Origin of the sequence: Streptomyces sp. NEAU-sy36 (assembly GCF_013423905.1) — a bacterium.
Taxonomy (GTDB): domain Bacteria; phylum Actinomycetota; class Actinomycetes; order Streptomycetales; family Streptomycetaceae; genus Streptomyces; species Streptomyces misionensis.
On record NZ_CP058977.1, the window covers coordinates 2,774,089 to 2,793,774 of the forward strand.

At 76.2% G+C, this 19,686-nt stretch carries 9 protein-coding genes; 4 read left to right on the forward strand and 5 right to left on the reverse strand.

Going from position 1 to position 19,686, the window contains the following annotated elements:
- Nucleotides 1-2 precede the first annotated feature (2 nt).
- The 4 genes from HZZ00_RS12790 to HZZ00_RS12805 are packed head-to-tail and all read left to right on the forward strand — an operon-like array spanning nt 3 to nt 6,815.
- Nucleotides 3-1,634 (forward strand): hypothetical protein, encoded by a 1,632-nt coding sequence (locus HZZ00_RS12790; RefSeq protein ID WP_180332289.1) that lies wholly within the window; start codon nt 3-5, stop codon nt 1,632-1,634.
- Nucleotides 1,635-2,822 (forward strand): hypothetical protein, encoded by a 1,188-nt coding sequence (locus tag HZZ00_RS12795; RefSeq protein WP_180332290.1) that lies wholly within the window; start codon nt 1,635-1,637, stop codon nt 2,820-2,822.
- On the forward strand, nt 2,819-5,263 hold the full coding sequence (locus HZZ00_RS12800) for a GTPase-associated protein 1-related protein (protein WP_180332291.1): 2,445 nt from the start codon (nt 2,819-2,821) through the stop codon (nt 5,261-5,263). Before HZZ00_RS12795 ends, HZZ00_RS12800 begins: the two co-directional genes overlap by 4 nt.
- Before the next feature lie 7 nt (nt 5,264-5,270).
- Complete coding sequence (locus HZZ00_RS12805) at nt 5,271-6,815, forward strand: hypothetical protein (RefSeq protein ID WP_180332292.1); 1,545 nt, start codon at nt 5,271-5,273, stop codon at nt 6,813-6,815.
- Between the two features lie 30 nt (nt 6,816-6,845).
- On the opposite strand, the gene HZZ00_RS12810 is transcribed toward HZZ00_RS12805, so the two are convergent.
- From HZZ00_RS12810 to HZZ00_RS12830, 5 genes are all read right to left on the reverse strand, one after another.
- Nucleotides 6,846-8,576 carry a hypothetical protein gene (locus HZZ00_RS12810; RefSeq protein WP_180332293.1) on the reverse strand — a complete coding sequence of 577 codons (1,731 nt, stop codon included), beginning with the start codon at nt 8,574-8,576 and terminating at the stop codon, nt 6,846-6,848.
- Complete coding sequence (locus tag HZZ00_RS12815) at nt 8,573-12,238, reverse strand: DUF5682 family protein (protein WP_257585767.1); 3,666 nt, start codon at nt 12,236-12,238, stop codon at nt 8,573-8,575. Before HZZ00_RS12815 ends, HZZ00_RS12810 begins: the two co-directional genes overlap by 4 nt.
- Nucleotides 12,239-12,243: 5 nt before the next feature.
- The gene (locus HZZ00_RS12820; protein WP_180332294.1) at nt 12,244-13,413 is read right to left on the reverse strand and encodes an AAA family ATPase; all 1,170 of its coding nucleotides are present in this window, start codon (nt 13,411-13,413) and stop codon (nt 12,244-12,246) included.
- Nucleotides 13,414-13,766: 353 nt separating this feature from the next.
- Nucleotides 13,767-18,788, reverse strand: coding sequence for a hypothetical protein (locus HZZ00_RS12825; protein ID WP_180332295.1), 5,022 nt, complete (start codon nt 18,786-18,788; stop codon nt 13,767-13,769).
- Nucleotides 18,785-19,639, reverse strand: a complete 855-nt coding sequence (locus HZZ00_RS12830) for a DUF4132 domain-containing protein (protein ID WP_180332296.1) — start codon at nt 19,637-19,639, stop codon at nt 18,785-18,787. Before HZZ00_RS12830 ends, HZZ00_RS12825 begins: the two co-directional genes overlap by 4 nt.
- Nucleotides 19,640-19,686 lie beyond the last annotated feature (47 nt).

The window sequence follows — 19,686 nt, forward strand, 5'->3', positions numbered from 1 at the left end:
ACATGCTCGCCATCGCCGGCGGCCACGGCGTCACCCGCGTCGGCCGCACGGGCCCGGACGGCCGGCCCACCATGACCGTGACGGACCACACCGACGCGGACGCGGTCGCCGACCCCGCCACCGCACTGGCCGCGCTCGTCGCCGACGCCGCCGGCGCGGACGTGGTGCTCGGCCTGCCCGCGTCCGCCGGCCGAGAGGAGGAGGACCGCCTGCGCGACGCCGTCGAGGACGCGGGGCTCCACGTCCGCGCGCTCCTCCCGGCACCGATCGCGGTGGCCCTGCACTACGGCGCGATCGACGAGGGCGTGAACCGCACGCTCCTGGTGGTGGACCAGACCGCGGCCACGGTGGAGCTGACGGTCCTCGACATCGCCCCGGACCTGACGGCCGGCATCGTCACCACCCGGACGGAACCGGTCGGCGACCCCGCCCTCGCGGCGACGGCCCGGGAACTGGCCGAGGCGTCCCCGGACGCCGTGCTCCTGTCCGGCGAGCTGTACACGGCGCCCGCCCGCCGCACGGAGATCGAGGAGCTGCCCGAGGCGCGGGGGCTGACGGTCCGCTGCGCCGACCCCGAACTGGCTGTGGTGCGCGGTCTGTTGCTCCGGGAGGACTTCGGCCTGCTCCGTGTGATCAACGGCCCGGCCCCGGCGCGGTCCCGGTTCCCGCAGCCCCCGGCGGACCCGGATCCGCAGCCCTGGCAGCCCCTCCCACAGGACCCGGACCCGCGGGGCGAGCCGGACGGGAAGGACGCGTGGGTGACCGGCTCCGCCGCGTCCGGGACACCGGGCGAGCGGGACGAGCCCGCCCGGGCCGACCGGACCGTCCCCGACGTCCACGAACCCGAACCCGGACCCTCGTCCACGTCCGCACCGGCACCGGAACGGCCACCGGCGGCCGTACCGGAACCGGACCTGGACCCGGGACCGGACCTGGGACCGGAACCCGGACCGGCCGACTCCCCCTCGTCCGGCCTCGCCTCCGCTCCCGCCCTGCGCGCCGTCCCGGTGACCCAGCTCCAGTACCTCCGCCGGGACGACCACCTCCTCGTCCTGTGGGCCTGGCCCGACACCGCCCTCACCGCGCGCGTCCGCTGGCGCCGGGAGGACGCGACCGCGACGGGCGACGGCCCCCGCGAGGGCGACATCACCTGCCGGCGCCGTACCTACGAACACGACGGCGGCCTGGACCTCGCCCTCGGCCGTGGCGCGATCACGCTCACCGTCGAGGCGCTCGTCGCCGACCCCGCCGTCGACACCGAGGGCGCCGCCTCGCTGCGGATTCCCGCCGAGCCCCCCGTCGTCGAGTACGAACCCGCCCTGCGCCGCCGGCTCACCGGCGCCCGCGTCGCGACCGTCACCCTCACCGCCCGGACCGGCTGCGACCTGCCGGCCCTCAGGATCGTCCACGGGCTCGGCCGCTACCGGCCCACCAGCACCGCCGACGGCACGGTCGTGCACGAGATCCCCGCGCAGCGGCTGCCCGCCGGGACACCGCTCACCGTGGAGTTCCCCTTCCCCGGCGCCAAAGGCCCCTCCTGGCTCGTCTGCTTCCCGGCGGGCGGCCCCGACACCGACCACGACCGCGACATCGACCTGCGCCCCACGGCGCTGCACCGGCTGCGAGTGACCTGAATGGCCAGACGACTCACCTGCCCCTACTGCTACGAGACCTTCGCCGCGCGCGAGATCCGCTTCCGCTGCAACAGCCGGCTCAGCCGCACCCGCAAGCAGTGCCAGCGCCGGCGCGACCCGGTCCTCGACGAACGCTTCGGGCGGCGCCCCAGCCACGACGTGGGCCCCGACTTCGCCGCCGACGGCCGCAGGTCCACGGCGGTGTGCCCGGACTGCGACAGCGAGACGACGTACCGGATCTGCCCGGTCTGCCACGTCGAACTGCCCCTCCAGTTCGGCATGGTGGACAACCGGCTGATCGCGATGGTGGGCGCGCGGTCCTCCGGCAAGACCATCTACATGACCGTGCTGCTGCACGAGATGCGCAACCAGGTCGGCGAGGCCTACGGCGCCTCGCTGATGGGCCTGGACGACACCACCATGCGCCGCTACAGCTCGGAGTACGAGGAACGGCTCTACCGCGACCGGCAGATGTTCCCGCCCACCCAGACCGCCACCACCAACGCCAACCGGGTGGAACCGCTGGTGTTCCGGTTCGGACTGCGCCGCAGGAAGATGTTCGTGGAACGGCCGCAGCACAGCGTGCTGTCCTTCTTCGACACCGCGGGCGAGGACTTCAACAGCCGCGAGAGCGTGGAGCTGAACACCCGCTACCTGACCAACGCGGACGGCATCATCCTGCTGCTCGACCCGTTGCAGATGCCGGGCGCCCGGGACAACGCGGCGCCCGGCACGGCCCTGCCCAACGCGGACGGCATCGACCCGCCGATCAACGTATTGAGCCGGGTGAGCGGCATGCTGCTGGCCGCGCGCGGCGGCAAGGCGGCGAAGATCGACACCCCGATCGCGGTGGTCTTCTCCAAGATGGACGCCTTCTGGCACCTGATGGAGAACGGCAGCCCGCTGCGGTCGCACGCCCCCGCGCGCGGCCGCTTCGACGTGGGCGACAGCCTCGACGTCCACGAGGAGGTGCGCCAGCTGCTCAAGAAGTGGGACGGCGTGCCCATCGACCAGGCCCTGGAGAACACCTTCGCCCGCTACCGCTACTTCGGGGTCTCCGCACTGGGCCGCAGCGCCACGCCCGAGGCCCGGGTCGCCGACACCGGAATCCAGCCCTACCGGGTCGCGGACCCGCTGCTGTGGCTGCTCAGCGAGTTCGGCGCGGTGCCCAAGGCGGGCCGCGGATGAGCGGTTTCCAGCAGCTGTACTACACCTCGTGCGAACACGGCCTCAGCGGATCCTCCGGGTTCCAGTTCAACGCGGTCAGCGAGCAGGTCTCGGCCGAGACCCGGCACCGGGTGGAGAGCCTGGCCGGATACGAACCGCCGCGCTCCCTCGTCGAGTCGGACACCCCCGAACAACTGGCCCGCTGCCCGGTGAACCTCTGCCACACCCCGGGCGGCGACGGCGGCGACACCACGCTCTGCGTGCGCTACGCCGGCCGGGATTCGGCACGCCGCTTCGGCAACTACTTCGCCCACGCCCTGTACACCGAGGGCGCGTTCACACCGGACAGCGGCGGACTGCTCGCGATCGAACTGTGGGACTCCCCGGCGTGGACCGCGCGCGTGGCCGACACGACCGAGATCCCGGAGCTGCCCGCGCCGCTGCCGCGCGGCCCGCTGACCCCCCGCTCCACGCAGGCCTTCCTCCGCGCGCACCCGCACGCCGGCCAACTGCCCGCCCTGCTGTCGGCGGTGTTCACGGCGCTCGCGGAGGACGGCTCGGTCGTGGTGATCGACGACACCACCGACCGGATCGCCCACTGGTTCGCGGCCGTCTCCTACCTCCTGCCGCCCCCGCTCGCCCGCACCCTCTCCTTCGCCACCTACCTCCTGCGCCCCACCCGCAGCAGGCTGCACCTGATCGGCACGGTGCCCGAGGCGCACCCCGCCTTCGGCCCCGACGACGAGGAGTCGTACACCGTCTTCGACTTCTCCGCCGGCCGCTTCCCCGAGGTGGTGCCCACCCACCACCTGATCCGGCTCCTGATCCGGATCGGTGTGGGCTCCGTCCGCTCGGTGTGGTCCTGGACCGCCGACTACACCCACGGCCGGGAACGGACACCCGGCGACTGGCACGCCCCCGTCGCGGCGGCCACGGCCGCGGGCGGCATCGACCTGACCGACGCCGACGTCCGCGCGGTGCTCGACTGGCTGCCCGGCGCCGATCACCTCGGGCCGCGCCGCGCCGCGGTGGCGGCGGACATCCACCACAAGCACCGCGACCTGGACGACGATCAGCTCGCGACGCTGAGCGCGGCGGCCGAGGCGGGCGGCGACACCGCGCTGCACCGCGAACTGGAGGGAAAGCTCCACCAGTCCCGGATCCGCGCCTACATGACCTGCGTGCCGAGCGCGCCGGGCCCCGTGCCGCTCACCCGGCCCGCCGAGCGCGAGCGGGCAACGGCCCTGTGGCAGCGGCTGCTCGGCGAGGCCGCGGGCAGCCGTCAGCGGGTACGGCTGCTGCTGTGGGCGGTGGGCGCGCGGCTCACCCCGCCGCCGGAGCTGCTCGCCGCCCAGAGCCTGGAGCTGGCCCGCGCCCTGCTCGGCACCCCCGGCGCGAGCACCGGTCTGCGCGAGGAGGCCGGCCGGCTCGCCCGCACCCTGCCGGAGTTCCGGGCCGGTCTGGCCACGGCGGTGCACGAGGTACTGACCGAACGGGGCGGCCAGGAACAGCTGTTCTCCCAGTTCCCGGCCGTGCTGCTCGGCGAAGGCGACCTCGGCGGGCAGCCTCGGCTGCTTGAGCACTACTGGCGGGCGCAGGCCGAGCGGGAGCCCGCCCGCACCGTCGACCTGCTGTTCCGCATCCTGGAGGTACGCGGCCAGGACTCACCGGACGCGGAGCTGCTGCGGGGACTGTGGCGGCGGCCGTCGCCGGCCTGGACGTACCAGGAGGCGACCGAGATCGCCCGTCGGCTGCCCGCGGACGGGCCGGTGGACGAGGCGGTGGGGGAGTGGTTCGACCGCGCGGTGAAACAGGAGGTCGACGACGAACGGGCCCTGCGCGACTGCCTGGTGCTGTGCGACACCCTCACCGCGCCCGGCCGCTACGCCCGACTGCGGGCGGTCACCCGGGAGTGCGTCGACGTCACCCTCCGGCTGGACGCGGCCCTGCGCGAGGCCACCGAGGCCACCGAACTCGCCCGCGCCTTCCGGATCCCCCAGATCGACGCCTGGTCGGCACCCCGCGCCCTGAAACACCACCGGCTGCTCCCGGCCATGCTCCGGCTGCCCGCCGACCCGGCCCGGCTGCGCACGGAGATCGAACAGTTCGGCTTCTCCCTCACCGACGGCTATCTGCGCGCCGTGCAGCGGGCCGCGACAACCTCCGGCCGCATCGACGAGGTGTTGTTCAGCCACGTCACCGGGACGATCGCGGTCAACACCCAACGCGCCGCGCTGCCGCAGGCCCACCTGGACCTCGTCCGCACCCTGCGCCTGCACATCGCCCAGCACTGGCGGTCCGAAGACCTCGGCCGGCTCGCCCGGTGGCTGCGCCCCTACGACACCCGGCTCGCCGACCACTACCTGGAGTGCGCCGAGAACCGCCTGGGCCGCGTGAAGAAATGGGGTCGCAAGCTCACCCAGCGGCGGCCCCCGGACGGCCCCCGACCGGAACCGAGGTGAGCCCGAGGTGGCGGAAGTCCTGATCTTCGTCCTCGTTCCCCTGGCCTACCTGGCCCTGCTGCTGCTCTACCTGGCCCTCGTTCCGGCGATCGCGCTCCTGCGCGGGATCGCCCTGGTCAGCGAAGTGCTGTGGCGCTACGGCCGACTGCTCGACGGCGTGCTGCGCAGGCGCACCCCCGAGTTCGTGACCGTCCCGCCGTACCGCGCCGCCGACGAACTGGCCCACCGCAACTACTTCTTCGGCCCCGCCACCCGCGACCTGCGCCAACTCCACACCCTGGGCAGGCGGCTGTACGTCCGCACGCTCACCGACGCCTACCGCCAGGTGACCGCCCGCCAGTTCACGGCCCCCACCGTGCACCGGGCCTTCTCGGTCCCGTACGGCCTGACCCTCTATCTGGGCCTCACCCTCGGCGCCGGTGCCGCCGCGCCGCTGCTGGGCGCGCTGTTCGGCGCCCAGGCGCTCGGCGTGGCCCTGCTGATGGGCGGCGCCCGGCTGATCGCGCTCACCCTGCGCGCCGTCGACCGTACCGGAATGCTGATGCGCGGGCTGCCGCGCGGGATGCTGTGCCCGAGCTGCTTCGAACGCGTCCCCTATCCGGCGTACGACTGCCCCCGCCCGACCTGCCGCCGCCGGCACGCCGACATCCGCCCGGGCACCTTCGGCCTCTTCCGGCGACGGTGCGCCTGCGGCGAGCGGATACCGACCCTGCTCATGCTGATGAGCAGGGACGCCCGGCTCAGCGGTCACTGCGTGCACGAACACTGCGGCAGGCCGATGAACCCGGACGCCGGGCACATGCCCGAGCTGATCCTGCCGCTGATCGGCGGCCGGGCCGCGGGCAAGACCCAGCTCATGGCGGCGATGGTCAAGTCCCTGGAGAGCGCGGCGGAGGACGGCGGGCCGGCGATCCGGCTCGCCGACCCCGAGTCGAGCGCCAACCAGCGCGTGCTCAACGAGGTGCTGGAGATCCAGGGGCACACCCGCCCCACCCAGAAGACACTGCCGCGCGCCCACTCGTTCGTGCGCGGCACCGGCCGCGCCGAGCGGCTGGTGCACGTCTTCGACACGGCCGGTGAACGGTTCGTCAGCCGGGAGGAGACCGACGCGCTGCGCTACATCCGCGAGGCCCGCACCTTCGTCTTCGTCCTGGACCCGATGGCCGTCGACGCGTTCTGGACCCGACTCGACGCGACGGGCCCCGAGGTGGACCGCACCCTGGCCTCGACGGTCGACCCGGAGGACGTGTTCTCCCGCTCGGTGCAGACCGTGCGCACCATGGGCACCCGTCTCGACAGGGCCCGGCTCGCCGTCGCCATCAGCAAGCGGGACCTGCTGGCCGGGCAGCCCACCCTGCTGCCCGACCGCCCGGACGACAGCGACTCGGCCCGTGCGTGGCTGTGCGAGGGGCTGGGGCTGCGGAACCTGGTGGAGACGATGGACCTGGAGTTCGGCGAGGTCCGGTACTTCTGCACGGCGGCGGTGGCGGACGGCGCGGGACGGGTGGACCCCAGCGTCGCGGCGTTCACCGAGTGGTGTCTGCGCGAGTGAGCGGTCCGCGGCCCGCACCGCCGGGCACGGTCAGCCGGACCAGGCCGCCGCGCACAGCGCCCGGTCCAGTTCCCCGGTGTAGTGGGCCGCGGCCAGCCAGGCGCGGGCGAACCGGGCGGGATCGGTGGGGTTGAGGCGGCCGAAGACGTCATGGGTGCGGTCCGCGGCGGCGGACTGCAGGTGGGTGAGGAGGTCGGCGGCCGTGGGGAGCCCGTGGTTGCGGAGCCGGCGGGCGTCGGCGCGGGTGTCGCCGGGGAGGGCCAGCAGCGGGCGGCCGCCCGAGACCGCCTGGTGGACGCGGCGGCGCAGAAGATGGACCGGGGCCTCGTCCGGGACCGGGGCCGCGCCGGGCGGGGCGGGCGGCGCGGTGGGCAGATCGGCCCGTTGCAGGCGGTCCAGGCCGATGTCGACGCGGATGCCGGGCTGCGCCGGGTGCTCGGTGGCGAGGAGCCGGGCGCGGGGGTGCGGGGCCGGGGTGAGGCGGGCGATGATCCGCAGACGGGTGCCCCGGGCGGCGGCCAGCAGACGCAGGTTCTCCCGGTGGGGGAGCGCGGGGTGGTCGTGGGCGGCCGTCAGGCGCAGGGGGAGACCGGCACAGTCGGCGAGCAGGCAGTCGCCCCCCGCCTCCGCCGCCGTACCGGTGACGGTGATGTCCAGGAACAGCAGGTCGTGACCGCCCTCCAAAGCGCGGGCGAGCTGTTCGGGCACCGGCTGCGCCCACAGCCGGGCGACCGGCTCCGCGTGCCAGTCGGCACCGGGCGCCCGGACCGCACGTACCCCGGCGCCCGCGCCGAGCCGGCCCGTGGGGGAGACGGTGGCACCCGACACCGCGAGGCCGGCGCGGGCCAGTTCACGGTGGGTCAGGGCGGTGTCGCCGATCCGCACGGCCCGGTCGGCCGCGCCCAGCGCACGCCCGGCGCCGCCCGGAGCCACGTCGGACACCTGGTACAGACGGCCCTCCGCGTCCGCGGTCCAGGTGACCGCGCCCGCGTGGCCGCTCGCGGTCAGCACCGGCTCGGAGAAGAGGCCGTACAGCCGCAGCGAGCCGTCCGGGCGGTACGGCTGCCGCGCGGTGCCGCGCAGCGCGGCCAGCTCCGCGCCGTGCGCGTGCGGGAGACGATGGGTGACGGACAGGACCTCGCGCAGGGCGGCGACGAGACCGGGCAGCCGGTAGGACGGGTCGGCCGCGCGGGCCGCGCGCACTGCGGTGACCACGGACACGGCCGTGGCCGCGGCCCGGTGCAGGCCCGCGAGCCGGGCCGTGTGCGCGGCCCGCAGCAGTTCCGCCTGGAGCACCGCGCCCGCCCCGTCGGTGCCCGCTTCCAGCGCGGCCGACGCGGCGGCGTGCACCGCGCGGGCGGCGGCGCACTGCTCCGGCGTGGCCGCCTCGGAGGTCCCGGCCCGCTCCGCCGCGGCCGGATCGGCGGCCGCGTCAGCGGCCGGGCCCTCCTGCCCGGCCTCGGGCTCGGTGTCCTGCGCGACCGGGGCCAGGGAGGCGGCCGCCGCGCGGTGGAGGCAGTCCGGCGCCAGCAGACAGCCGCAGCGGACGGCGTCCGGGTGCCGCACCGCGCCGTCGGGGGCGTGCAGTTCGACGTCCGTGCCGTCGTCCACCGCGATCCGCACCGTGTCGCCGTCGCGGGACACGGGCCGGTCCGCCAGCTTGGCGATGCCCGCGTCGAGGCGCTTGCGCAGCCGGGGCGAGAGCGCCGCGACCAGCTCGGCGGTCACCGCCGGGACGACGGGCGGCAGTTGCGGGTTCATGCGATCTTCTCCCCTACCCAGCGGGCGAGTTCGAGCGGACTGAGGGCGGCCACCGGCATGCCCGCGGCGACCAGCCGGCCCGCGACACCGGTCGAATAGCGCGGACGGCCGGAGTCGTCGAGGCTCGCGCAGCCCAGCACATGGCAGCCGGCCCCGACCAGGGCGCGGACCTCGGCGAGCAGCCCGCCGAGCGGATAGCCCTCCTCGAAGTCGCTGACGACCACGACGAGGGTGCGCGAGGGCACCGTGACCAGTTCGCGCGCGTGGCGCAGACCCGCGGCGATATGGGTGCCGCCGCCGACCCGGACCTCCAGCAGCAGCGACAGCGGGTCCTCGACGTGGTCGGTCAGGTCCATCACCTCGGTGGAGAAGGCCAGGAAGTGCGTGGACAGCGTGGGCACCCCGGCCAGCACCGAGGCCGTGAGCGCCGCCCAGACGGTGGACGCCTCCATGGAGCCCGACACGTCCGTGACCAGGATCAGCCGCCAGTCGGCCGCGCGCCGGGCACGGCTGCGGAAGACGGGGCGCTCGGGCACGACCAGGACCGTGCCGTCCGGCCTCCGGCGGGCGGTGGCCAGGTTCGCGCGCAGGGTGCGGGACAGATCCAGGCCGCCGCCCGGGCGCCGGCCGGGCCGGGGCACGGCGGTGCCGTGCAGCGCGGGGCGCAGCCGGGTCGCGAGCTGCCGGGTCAGCGCCTCGACCAGGCGCCGGACCAGCGGACGCAGCGCGGCCAGCCGGGCCTCCGGCAGCCCGCCCGCGTGCCGCAGCACCGAGCGCAGCAGGTCCACCGAGGGCCGCACGGCGTCCGGGTCCAGCTCCGCGAGCACGTCCGGCCGGCCCGCGGCGGCCGCGGCCGCCAGCACCTCCTCCCGGATGCCGGGCCCGAACAGGGCCGCCAGTTCCTCGGACCACTCCCGCACCCCGGGGTACGACGCCTCGCGCCCGCCGGGACCCTGCCGGACCATGTCCCCGCGGCTGCCCTCGCCGTGCCCGGTGCCGTACAGCTCGTCCAGCGCGGTCGCCAACGGCCGTGCCGACGGCGGGAGCCGCTCGCTGCGCCGGCCCAGCAGCAGGCGCCAGCGGTCGGCCGGGGCGAGGCGGTGGTCCCGGCCGGGGGCGCCGGGCGCGGCCGGTTCCCCGCCCTCGGCGGTGTCCCGCGCGGCGGGCGGCGGCAGGAGGTCCAGGGCGGCCAGCGACGCGCGGGCCGCGAGGTCGGCCCGGGCCCAGCGGGCCAGGGCCACCGGGTCGACACCGCCCGTGTCGGTGGGGCGCTCGCCGTCCAGGCGCTCCTCGACGGCGGACAGCAGCCGTTCGCGCCCGGCCGGGCTCAGGGTGTCGAAGCCGCCGCGCAGGGCCGGGAGCCGGTCCAGGAAGTCGCGGTCGGACAGCTCCGACACCCGGTCGAGCAGCGGCCCCAGTGCGGGCGCCGCCGATTCGAGCAGGGGTCCCGCGGCGGTCAGCAGCCCGGTCAGCCGGGCGGTGAGCGCCGACCGGGACTCCGGGTCGGCGGCACCGTCCACCCAGGAGGCGACACGGTCGCCGAAGGCCCGCGCCTCCTCCTGCCCCAGCAGCACCCGTACGGCCCCGGCGGCGCCGCGCATCAGCGGGGAGCCGTCGGCCGCCAGCCGGGCCAGCGCGCTCCCGAGCCGGATGCCGCCCAACCGGTCGGCACGCTGGGCGAGTTCGAGCAGGGCGCGGGCGTCGGCCGGGTCCTCGGAGCCGGTGAGCCCGTCGATCTGGCGCACCGCGGCGGCGGTCAGCACCCCGGCGACGGCCGCCGCCCGCGCCGTACGCTCCTCGTCCGCGCCCAGCCCGGCGACGTGCCCCGCCCCGAGCCGGTCCGACAGGGCCAGCCCGGCGAGGAGTTCGGACAGGGTCGCGGAGCCGGGCAGCACCTCGGCGGTCTCGGCCAGCCGCTCGTCCGCGAGTTGCGGCAGACCGCACTCCGCGGCCTCTTCCAGGCCCCGCAGGGCCTGCGCGGCCGTGGGCCCGCCCCCGTCCCGCTCCTGACGCCGCCGCTCCCGCAGCACGCCCTCGGCGGCCTGGGCCAAGGTCACCCCGCGGATGCCGGCCACGGTCAGCATGGCCGCCGTGGCCGGGGTCCAGCGCACCTCCCAGCGCGAGGTCAGCGCCTGCGCGCCGCCCGTCCCGGTCACCGCCCGCGGCTCGGCGTACGGCACCGAGCACACCGCCAGGCGGCGCAGCAGGAGTTCGCGGCGCCGGTCCAGCTCGGAGCGCAGCGGGTCCAGACGCAGCTGCCGGACGGTGCCGGGGTTCGCGTCCGCCGGTCCGGGCAGGCCCAGCTCGGCCAGTTCCGCCTCCACCGCCGGGGCCAGCCCGCTGCGCGGCGCGTTCGGCGCGGGACGGCCGGTCCGGTCGCCGACGAGCACCCTCTCCATCGCCCGTGCCACGGCCCGGCCGCGCCCGTGCGGCTCGCCCTGGGCCAGCACCGTCTGCACCGCCTCGACCAGTTCGCCCCGGCCCGCCGCGGGCAGCCCCCGCAGCCGGGCCAGATCACCGGCGAGCCGTGCGATCTCCCGCGCGTCGGCGGGCCCGGAGGGGTGCCCGGACGCCCGCAGCTCGGCGCAGATCCGCACGGCGGCCCGGGTCAGCGACTCCTCCAGGGCCACCGGATCACCGGCCGCGTCCAGCACCATGTGCTGCCACTCCGGGTCGCGGATCCCGGCCGGGTAGCCGGAACGGGCGTCCAGGAGGGCGTAGGTGTAGGGGATGAGGGACGTCGTCCACGACGAGGGCTTCCCGGTGACGGCGCCGGCGTCGGTGCCGGGCAGGGATGCGCCGGTGCCGGTGGAGCCTTCCGTGCTTGTGGCGTCTGCGCCGGCCGGACCGGTCCCGTCGCCGTCCGTGTGCGCCTCCGCCGGTGCCAGCAGCGCCGGGGCGTGGAAGGCGCCCACCACGATCGCGGCACGCTCCCCCCGTGCCGTGGCCCCCGCGACACACGACCGCATCCACCGCTCGCGCCGCAGGTCCAGCTCGGGCACACCACCGCGGGACTCCGCCTCCCGGCGCAGCGCCCAGCCCGTCAGCAGCGCGGCCCGCCGCAGCGCCTCCGGAGAGGAGCCGGGCGCGGCCGCCTCGACCAGCCGGTCCCACAGATCGTCCCCGGGCCGCCCGGTGAGACGGGAGCGAAGCGCCGAGGCGATCCCGGCGGCGCCCGGTCCGTCCGACGCCGGGCCGGGGCTCGGCTCCGCGGCGACGGCGGTCCCGGGAGCCGCACCATCGACGCCCGCGTCCGCCCCGCCGGGCCCGCCCTCCGCGCTCTGCGCCGTGCGCTCCGCCAGCGGGAGGTCGCACGCGCGTACCGGTATCCCGCGCCGCACCGCCCAGCGCACGGCGGCCAGTTCGGGTGAGAAGTCGGCGAAGGGGTAGAACGCCGGGCCGCCCGCCCCGGTGTCCGGCGCGGCGGCGAGGGCGACCGGGGCCCGGGTCTCCTCGTGCGCCAGCCAGGGCAGCCACTCCTCCAGCTCGGCGGGGAGCTCCACCAGCACCACGTCCGGCCCGGCCGCGTCCAGCAGCGCGGGCACGGCCGCCGCCAGGGAGGGCGCGTGATGGCGCACGCCGATGAGGTAGGGCGCCGCCGGATCGGTCAGGGCGGCGACGGCCCCCTCGGGGGAGCCGCCCGGGATGTCGTCGTACGGCACGCTCCTCAGCCCTCCAGGACGGTGCGCAGGTCCCACAGGGTGCGCCAGGTGGCGGAACCCTGCTCGGCACGGCGCCGGACCGGGCCGTCCCAGTAACCGCGCAGCCGGGCCGCGTCCGCCGGGTCGTCCTTGCGTACGACGCCGAGGAGGTGACCGGGCAGCAGCCCGAGGACGTCACGGTCGCCGGGGAAGTAGGCGGCCGCCAGCCCCAGCGCGCCCGCCACGGAGACCGCCTCGGCGGTGCTCATCACCGTGGACGGCCGCTCCACCTCCCAGCCCTCCGCCGAGCGACCCTCCCTGAGGTCCCGGAAGACGGTGACCAGGGCCTCCAGGACCGCGTCGTCGACCTGGAACGGAGCGCCCGACCGGACCACCGACGCCCGGGCCTGTCCGCGCACCAGCGCGGTCTCCGCGTCGAGGTCCGTGATGGGCCCGACCGTCTCGAAGTTGAAGCGGCGCTTGAGCGCGGCCGACATCTCCGAGACGCCCTTGTCCCGCAGGTTGGCGGTGGCGATGAGGTTGAAGCCGGGCGCGGCGTGCGCCAACCCCTCCTCGGCACCCGCCAGTTCCGGGATGGCGATGCGCCGCTCCGACAGCAGTGACACCAGCGCGTCCTGCACCTCGGGCAGACACCGGGTGACCTCCTCGACGCGGGCGATCGCGCCCCGGGACATCGCGGTGAGCACCGGGGAGGGCACGAGCGCGGTGCGGCTCGGGCCCTGCGCCAGCAACAGGGCGTAGTTCCAGCCGTACTTCAGCTGGTCCTCCGTCGTACCCGCCGTGCCCTGCACGACCAGTCCGCTGGTCCCGCACACGGCCGCCGACAGCAGCTCCGACAGCATGGACTTGGCGGTGCCGGGCTCGCCCACCAGCAGCAGGCCCCGCTCCCCGGCGAGCGTGACGACACACCGCTCCACCAGCGCGCGGTCGCCGACGAACTTGCCCGTGATCTCCAGCCGCCGGGGCACCCCGTCCGGCACCTCGGCGTCCTCGGGCAGGCGCAGCGACTGCCCGCCGCTGCCCATCACGAAGGTGACCACAGCGCGGGGCGTCAGCCGCCAGGCGGGCGGCCGCGGACCGGAGTCGTGGGCCGCCAGGAAGGCCAGCTCGGTGGCGTACCGGTCCTCGGGCGGAACGATCTGGCGGGCTGTGTCGGGGGCGAGGGCGGTCGTCATCGGGGGCAGTCCTTCGGGGATTTCGGAGCGGAACGCTCGGGGGCTGAGGCTCGGAGGGAGGAAGCTCGGGTGGGCGAAGCGTGGGTGAAGCGTGGGCCAAGCGCGGCCGGAGAGGGGCCGGGCGGCGGTGGGTCGGGAGAAGCACGGACGGCAGAGGCTCGGGCGGACCAAGGCTCGGGCGGCGGCGACTTTGCGGGCGGCGGACGGCGGATGGCGGATGGCGGATGGCGGGCGGCGGGCGCTGGTCAGCGGATGCGGGGCGGCCGGGCCAGGCACCGCCCCATCACCGCGCCGCGCACCGCGCCGCCCCCATCACCGGGCCGCTCACCCGCGCAGGTCCTCCGCGGCGTCCGTCACCCGTGCCGTCCCCGCCGCGTCGCCCGGGTCCGCAGTTCCTCGTACGCCGGGGAGTCGCCCGCGCGGACGCGGTCCCAGGCGCGGGCGAACAGCTCCGGCACCGGCAGCAGCGGCACCGCGCGCTGGTACCAGGGCACGGGGTAGAGGCCCTCCTTCCAGATCTCCACCGGCAGCGCGGGCGACTTCAGGTCCCGCCAGCCGCACGGCAGGAACAACGTCCGCCCGGCGCGCGGCCGTTTGGCCTCCACCACCAGGTCCGTCGCGGCCAGTTCGGCGCGCGCCTTCTTCAGCCGGGCCGGCCGCCAGCCGGTCCAGCGGGCGGTGTTGCGGTCCGTCGGGTCGGGCAGGGCGAGCAGCTGGAGGTAGAGCGCGGCCGCGTCCTCGCCCAGTCCGTGCGTCCTGGCGACCTCGGCGACCAGCTCGGGCACGCTGAGGGCCGGGTTCTGCGCGTACCCCGAGGGGCCCTCGGCGCCGACCGCGACGGCGCGGCCCAGCTCCTCGCCGAGCAGCGTGCGCACCGCTCGCAGGGCGTTCCCGCGGTGGGGGCCGACCAGCCCGTCCAGCAGTCCGAACACGGCGTCGTCGGGCCCGTCGAGCCCGGCCGGCCGGACCATGACCGCCTCCACGTCCTGGTACCAGGGGCGCAGCACGATCGCCTCGCCCACCCGGGTCAGCCCGTGCGCGTCGGCGCCGCCGGTCTCCGGCAGCCCGTACGCCTTGCGCAGTTCGGGCGCGGCCGGGGTGCCCTTCTCGGTCCGCTCGACGTCGAGGCCGAGTATCAGCTCGGGGTCGGACAGCCGGCGGCGCAGGGCGGCGAGCCCGGCGGGCAGCGCCGAGCGCAGCGGGTGACCGTAGGGCAGGCCGTAGGCGAGGGCGGCGAGTCCGTCGACGGCGGCCACCAGGTCGTGGCGGGACGGGACCGCCTGCGGGTCCTGCGGGGCGAGGTTGCCGTCCTTGTCCGGGCGCAGGACGGTGGTGCGGCTCAGCCACGGGGTGTGGGCGGGGTTGAGCACCGCCTCGCTGTCCGCCATCGGGAGTCCGGCCAGCTCGGTCCTGATGTCCTCGGGCACCCGGACCAGCGAGCCGAACCGCTCGGTCCACATCCGGCCCGCCGCATCCGTGTCCGGGCCGGTCGTCCACAGGGCGGCCGGGTCCGCGGGCAGCAGCGCGCCCAGCAGCGCGGTGCGCGCCTGTGCGCCGAGACCGCGCAGCAGGGAGTCGCCGAACTCCCGCTGCCGGGGCTTGAGCCCCAGCACGGCCAGGCCCTCGGCACCGGGCTCCTGCGGTTGCCCGCCGAGCAGCACGGCGGCCTGCGCGGGGCCGAGCCCGCCCCCGGTCGCCGCGATCAGCGCCTCCGGGGCCTCGGGCGCCCACGGCGCGGCGCCCTTCTCCCGGATCAGGCGGGTCACGGCGGCCAGCTCGCCGGCGGCGATCGTCGTCCCGTACCGGACCTCACGGTCCAGCGTGAAGTGGGCGACCGCGCCGAACGCGCGGCTCGGATCGTGGTCCAGCGCCAGCCAGTTGACGCGGCCCCGCTGGGTGTCGATGTTCTGGCAACCCAGGATCACCACCGTGCGGTCGCCCCGGCGCAGCACCTGCCCGGTGCGTTCCTGCCTGTCGTACGCCTCGCTGAGGACCACCTGCCGCAGGGCGCCGTCCGGGGAGCCGAGGGGTCCCTCGGTGAGCGCCTCGAACAGCAGGAGCAGCGGCTCCCGTTGCACATCGGACAGGGCGGGCGAGGCGGCTCGGTAGGCCAGCGCGCGCACCCGGCCCAGCAGGAACGGCCACACCATGCCGATGCCGGGGACGGTGAACTCCTCGCCGGCCCAGCCGTCCGGCAGGGCGTCCCGGCGGTGCCGGCCGGGCAGCGGCTTGCCGTCGGCGGGCCGGCCGGAGAGCACGTGGTTCACCGCGCGGATCTGGCGCAGCGCGTTCCATTCCTGCCCGCGCCACCAGCCGTGCAGTTCGCCCAGCCCCGAGGCGGCCTCGTACAGGCTGCGGTCGTCGCCGTGCTCGGGACGGTAGTCGGCGAACATGCCCTCGGTCCGCCGGCGCGGCTGCCGCGGGCCGTCCTGCGGGGGACGGGCGAAGGCGGTCGCCGAGTCCGCGATGCGCAGCGCCGAGCGGACCAGCGCGGCCACACCGGTGAGCAGCCGCCTGTCGGTCACCCCGGGCAGCGCGCGGGCCACCGTCCGCCGGACCACCTCGTCCGCGCCCGGCACGGCCGCCCTGGCCGTCTCCTCGTCCCCGGCGCGCACCAGCTCCTCCTGCCGGGCGGCCAGCGCCTCGGCGGCCTGCCGCAGCATGGCGCCGGTCTGTTCGTCGGTCAGCGCGCGCAGCACGGCCGAACCCTGCGGATCGCGCGGGCGCAGCGCGTGCCAGAAGGGCAGCGGCGGCACGAACCGGGTGCCCGCGGCGAACTCGCCGCCGGGCCCGTTGGGCGTCACCCGCCCCAGCTCGCCGGGGCCGAGGCCGCTCGTGTCGCGCGCGTCCGGCGTGCCGGTGCCGTCGCCCGCCGACACCAGTCCGATCGCCCGGTACATCTCCACGACCACCGGCTCGGCCCCGCCCGGCAGCCGTAGCGCGCCCACCGGCCAGGCGTCCGTACGCGCGGCGGTCACCGGCAGCGACACGGTCCGCCCGTCCGGCGTGCCCGCGGTCCGCCGCCGAGGGTCGCCCTCGGTGCGCACCCAGTGCCCGAGCACGGTGCCGTCGGTCCCGAACGGGCTCTGCTCCAGGCCCGGTTGGAGCGGCAGCACCGCGCAGCGGCCGGGCGCCAGCTCGGCGTCCTCGCGGATGCCCGCGCGCAGCAGGGCAGGCAGGGAGGCGCGGCCGTGCGTCCCGGTGGCCGGGTCGTACTCCAGCCACACCGTCCGGGTGCCTTCCCGGCCTTGGCGCCAGTAGGTGGTGCCGTCCCCGAGGAGGGGCCGGGTCGGCGGCAGCACGGTGTCACCGGCGTGCAGGGACTTGCCGCCGCTCGCGCGGCCGCCACCGGGCAGCGGAAGGGAGGGGACGAGTGCCTCGTTCGTGTGCCACCAGGCAGGCAGCTGCTCACCGCCGAGCTCGAACACCTGGGCGGGCCGCGCGGACCAGTAGCCGCACTGCCGGGCGCCCTCCCGCCACATCACCAGCAACTCCCCTTCCGCGTACCGGAAACGGGGCCGCTGCCGGCGGTCCGATGTCTCCGGCAGCCGCAGATCGTGGTCCAGCAGGATTCCCTCCGGGCCGACCACGAGGGCCTTGTGGCCGCGGGAGACGATCAGCGCGGGCCATGCCTCGAACACCGCGACGGCATCGTCGCCCGGCCTGGCCCGCGGGTCGCGGGTCTGGGCGTCGAGCAGGGCCATCGCCTCGTCCAGGGCGGGCCAGCCCAGTTCGTCCAAGACACCGGCGCGCAGGGTGCGGGTGAGCAGCGGGGCCGTCGGGTGCCCGGCGATCCGGGCCACGGCCGCCGCGTTGGCCTCGGCGGCGATCTCCCGGAAGGGCCGCAGCCGGTCCAGCGCGTGGCGCGCGCCGGGCAGCCCCACCGCGCCCGCGAAGTCGTCGGCGGCCTTGTCCAGCCACTCGTGCAGCACCCCGGACAGGACCGGGTGGGCGGCGACGGCCCGCAGCATCTCCCGCGAGCGGGCGTGACCGCCGACCGGGCCCAGGGCCGTGTGCAGCAGCCGCCGCAGCCACGGGTCGGCCGCCACCGCCGCCAGGTCCCGCGCGCCCTCCCGGGTGTCCGCCAGCCAGCCGGCCAGCGGCAGGAACGTCCGCTCGCCGTCGCCGGGCATCGTCAGCGCGATCCCCTCCGCCAGGCACAGGTCCAGCAGGTCCAGGTCGGCGCCCGCGTGCCAGCCGCCCGCGAACAGGGCGACGGGCCGCCCGGCGGTGACGAGCCCCTGGGCCATCCGCAGGGCCAGCGCCAGGGTGGCCGGCGAGCGCAGGGAGGACGAGCCGCCGTGCTTGCGGAAGGACGCCCAGCGGCTCAGCCAGTCCGCCGGGTCCACGCCGTGCTCGGCGGCCGCCGCGGGATTGGTCAGCAGCCGCTCGGCCCCCGTCTCCGCGAGCAGCGCCAGCCAGAACTCGTCGTCCTCGACGTCCCGGCCGAGACCGGCCGGCATGATCTCCAGCAGCCGCGCCCGGACCTCGGGCCTGCGCTCGGCGAGGACCGGCAGCACCGAGCGGTAGGCGGTCCAGAAGGAGCGGGGCGCGCGGACCGCGGCGGGCGACGCGATCAACTCGGCGACCAGCGCGCACTCCTCCTCGATCCGGTCCAGACCCGCCGCCTTGATCAACCCGCGCGCGTCCTGCGGCAACGATGCGTACGGCGGCATGCCGGCCGCGCACCGCTCCACCGTCAGTTGCCGGAACTGCGCCCAGGCCACGGCCGGTTCGAGCCGCGTGGCCAGATCCTTGACGTACTCCTTGAGCGCCTTGACGGTCAGCGCTCCGGCGAAGGCGAACTCCAGGAAGACCGCGCGCCGCCGCTCCTCGTCCACCGCCAGCGCGTGCACCCGCTCGGCCTCACGGGCCTTGCCGAAGAACGCCGCCGCGTACGTGGTGTTCTCGTGCGCGAGGAAGGCGCGTGCGGCCTGCTCGTAGAAGGTCGGCAGGAAGTGCGGCACCGCCCGCCCCAGCCGTTCGCCCAGCGCCTCGAAGCCGTCCTTGGCCGCGCCGGGGCGGGACTTGGCCTGCCGGGCCAGCCGCTCGACGTCCTTCACCAGGGCGAGCGCGTGGTGTCCGTTCGCCGGGTCGTGCACCAGCGCCCAGGCCGGGAAGCCCAGCGTCTCCCGGCGCACCTGCCCGACCTGCGGCGTCTCGGGCTCCCGGGCCAGGCCCAGGAACTCCAGCGCCAGGTCCTCCGCCTCGCCGAGGGTGGCGGGCACCAGCCGGACCACCCGGCGTTCGCCCAGCGCGGGGTGGGTGTACGTGCGCACCGTGAGGCCGTCGGCGTCCTCGCGGGCGGTGCTGCCCGGCGGCAGTACGGCTCCGGCGTCCAGCAGCGAGGTCAGGGTGTTCTCGTCGTACGTCATGCCGCCCGCTCCTCGTCCTCGATGTCACGCCCCGCGTACAGTGCGGCCGCCATGCGCATGCCCTCCGACCAGGCCACCGGCCCGACCTGAGCGGGCTTCAGCGCCCGGCCGCCCGCTTCGGCCCAGGCCAGCGGGCCGGTCTCGGTCTGCGCGTAGCCGTCGTAGTCACCGATCCACACCCGGGCCTCGACGGTGCGGCCGTCCTCCACCACGGAGCACACCGCGTAACCGCCGCGCACCCGGTAGCCGAGCTGGGCGGCCCGGCCGTGCAGGAAGCGCAGCTCCTTGAAGACGCCGCCCGCGTAGTCCTCGACCTGGGTCGCCTTGGGGTCGAGGACGGCAGGGCGGTGCCATACCTCGCGGAACAGCTGCGAGGCGCGCTGCTCGACGCCCAGCTCCACGGCGAACTCCCGCAGCTCCTCCAGGTCTTCGAGCAGCACGGGGTGGGGGATGCGCACCAGGTCGGGGGAGATGCGGACGGTGTCGCCGTCGAGGTCGACCAGGCCGAGACCGCGCTCGGGGTCGGCGTCCCGCAGGAAGCCGGCCACCTCTCCGTCGGCTCCGGTGACCACGAGGTCGCGCAGCGCGGCCTGCCAGGCGGGGTCCGGCCACACGCCGGTGACGACGGCAGACGGCACCGGCAGCGAGCGCACCATCCACCGCTCGGCGTCGGCCAGGCACTGGCGTTCGTGCCGCTCCAGCCACTCGACGAGCTGCTTGAGGCCGACGACCGCCGGATCGTCCGCGATCTTCGGCGGGACCGACTTCAGCAGCCGCCCGGCGGCGTTGCGGCACACCACCTTCCCGCCGTCCAGGGCGACCTCGTAGTCGCCCGCCGACACCCACCCCATACGTGCCTCCCGCACCGCAGTGATCAAGTGACGGGAACTCTAGGGGC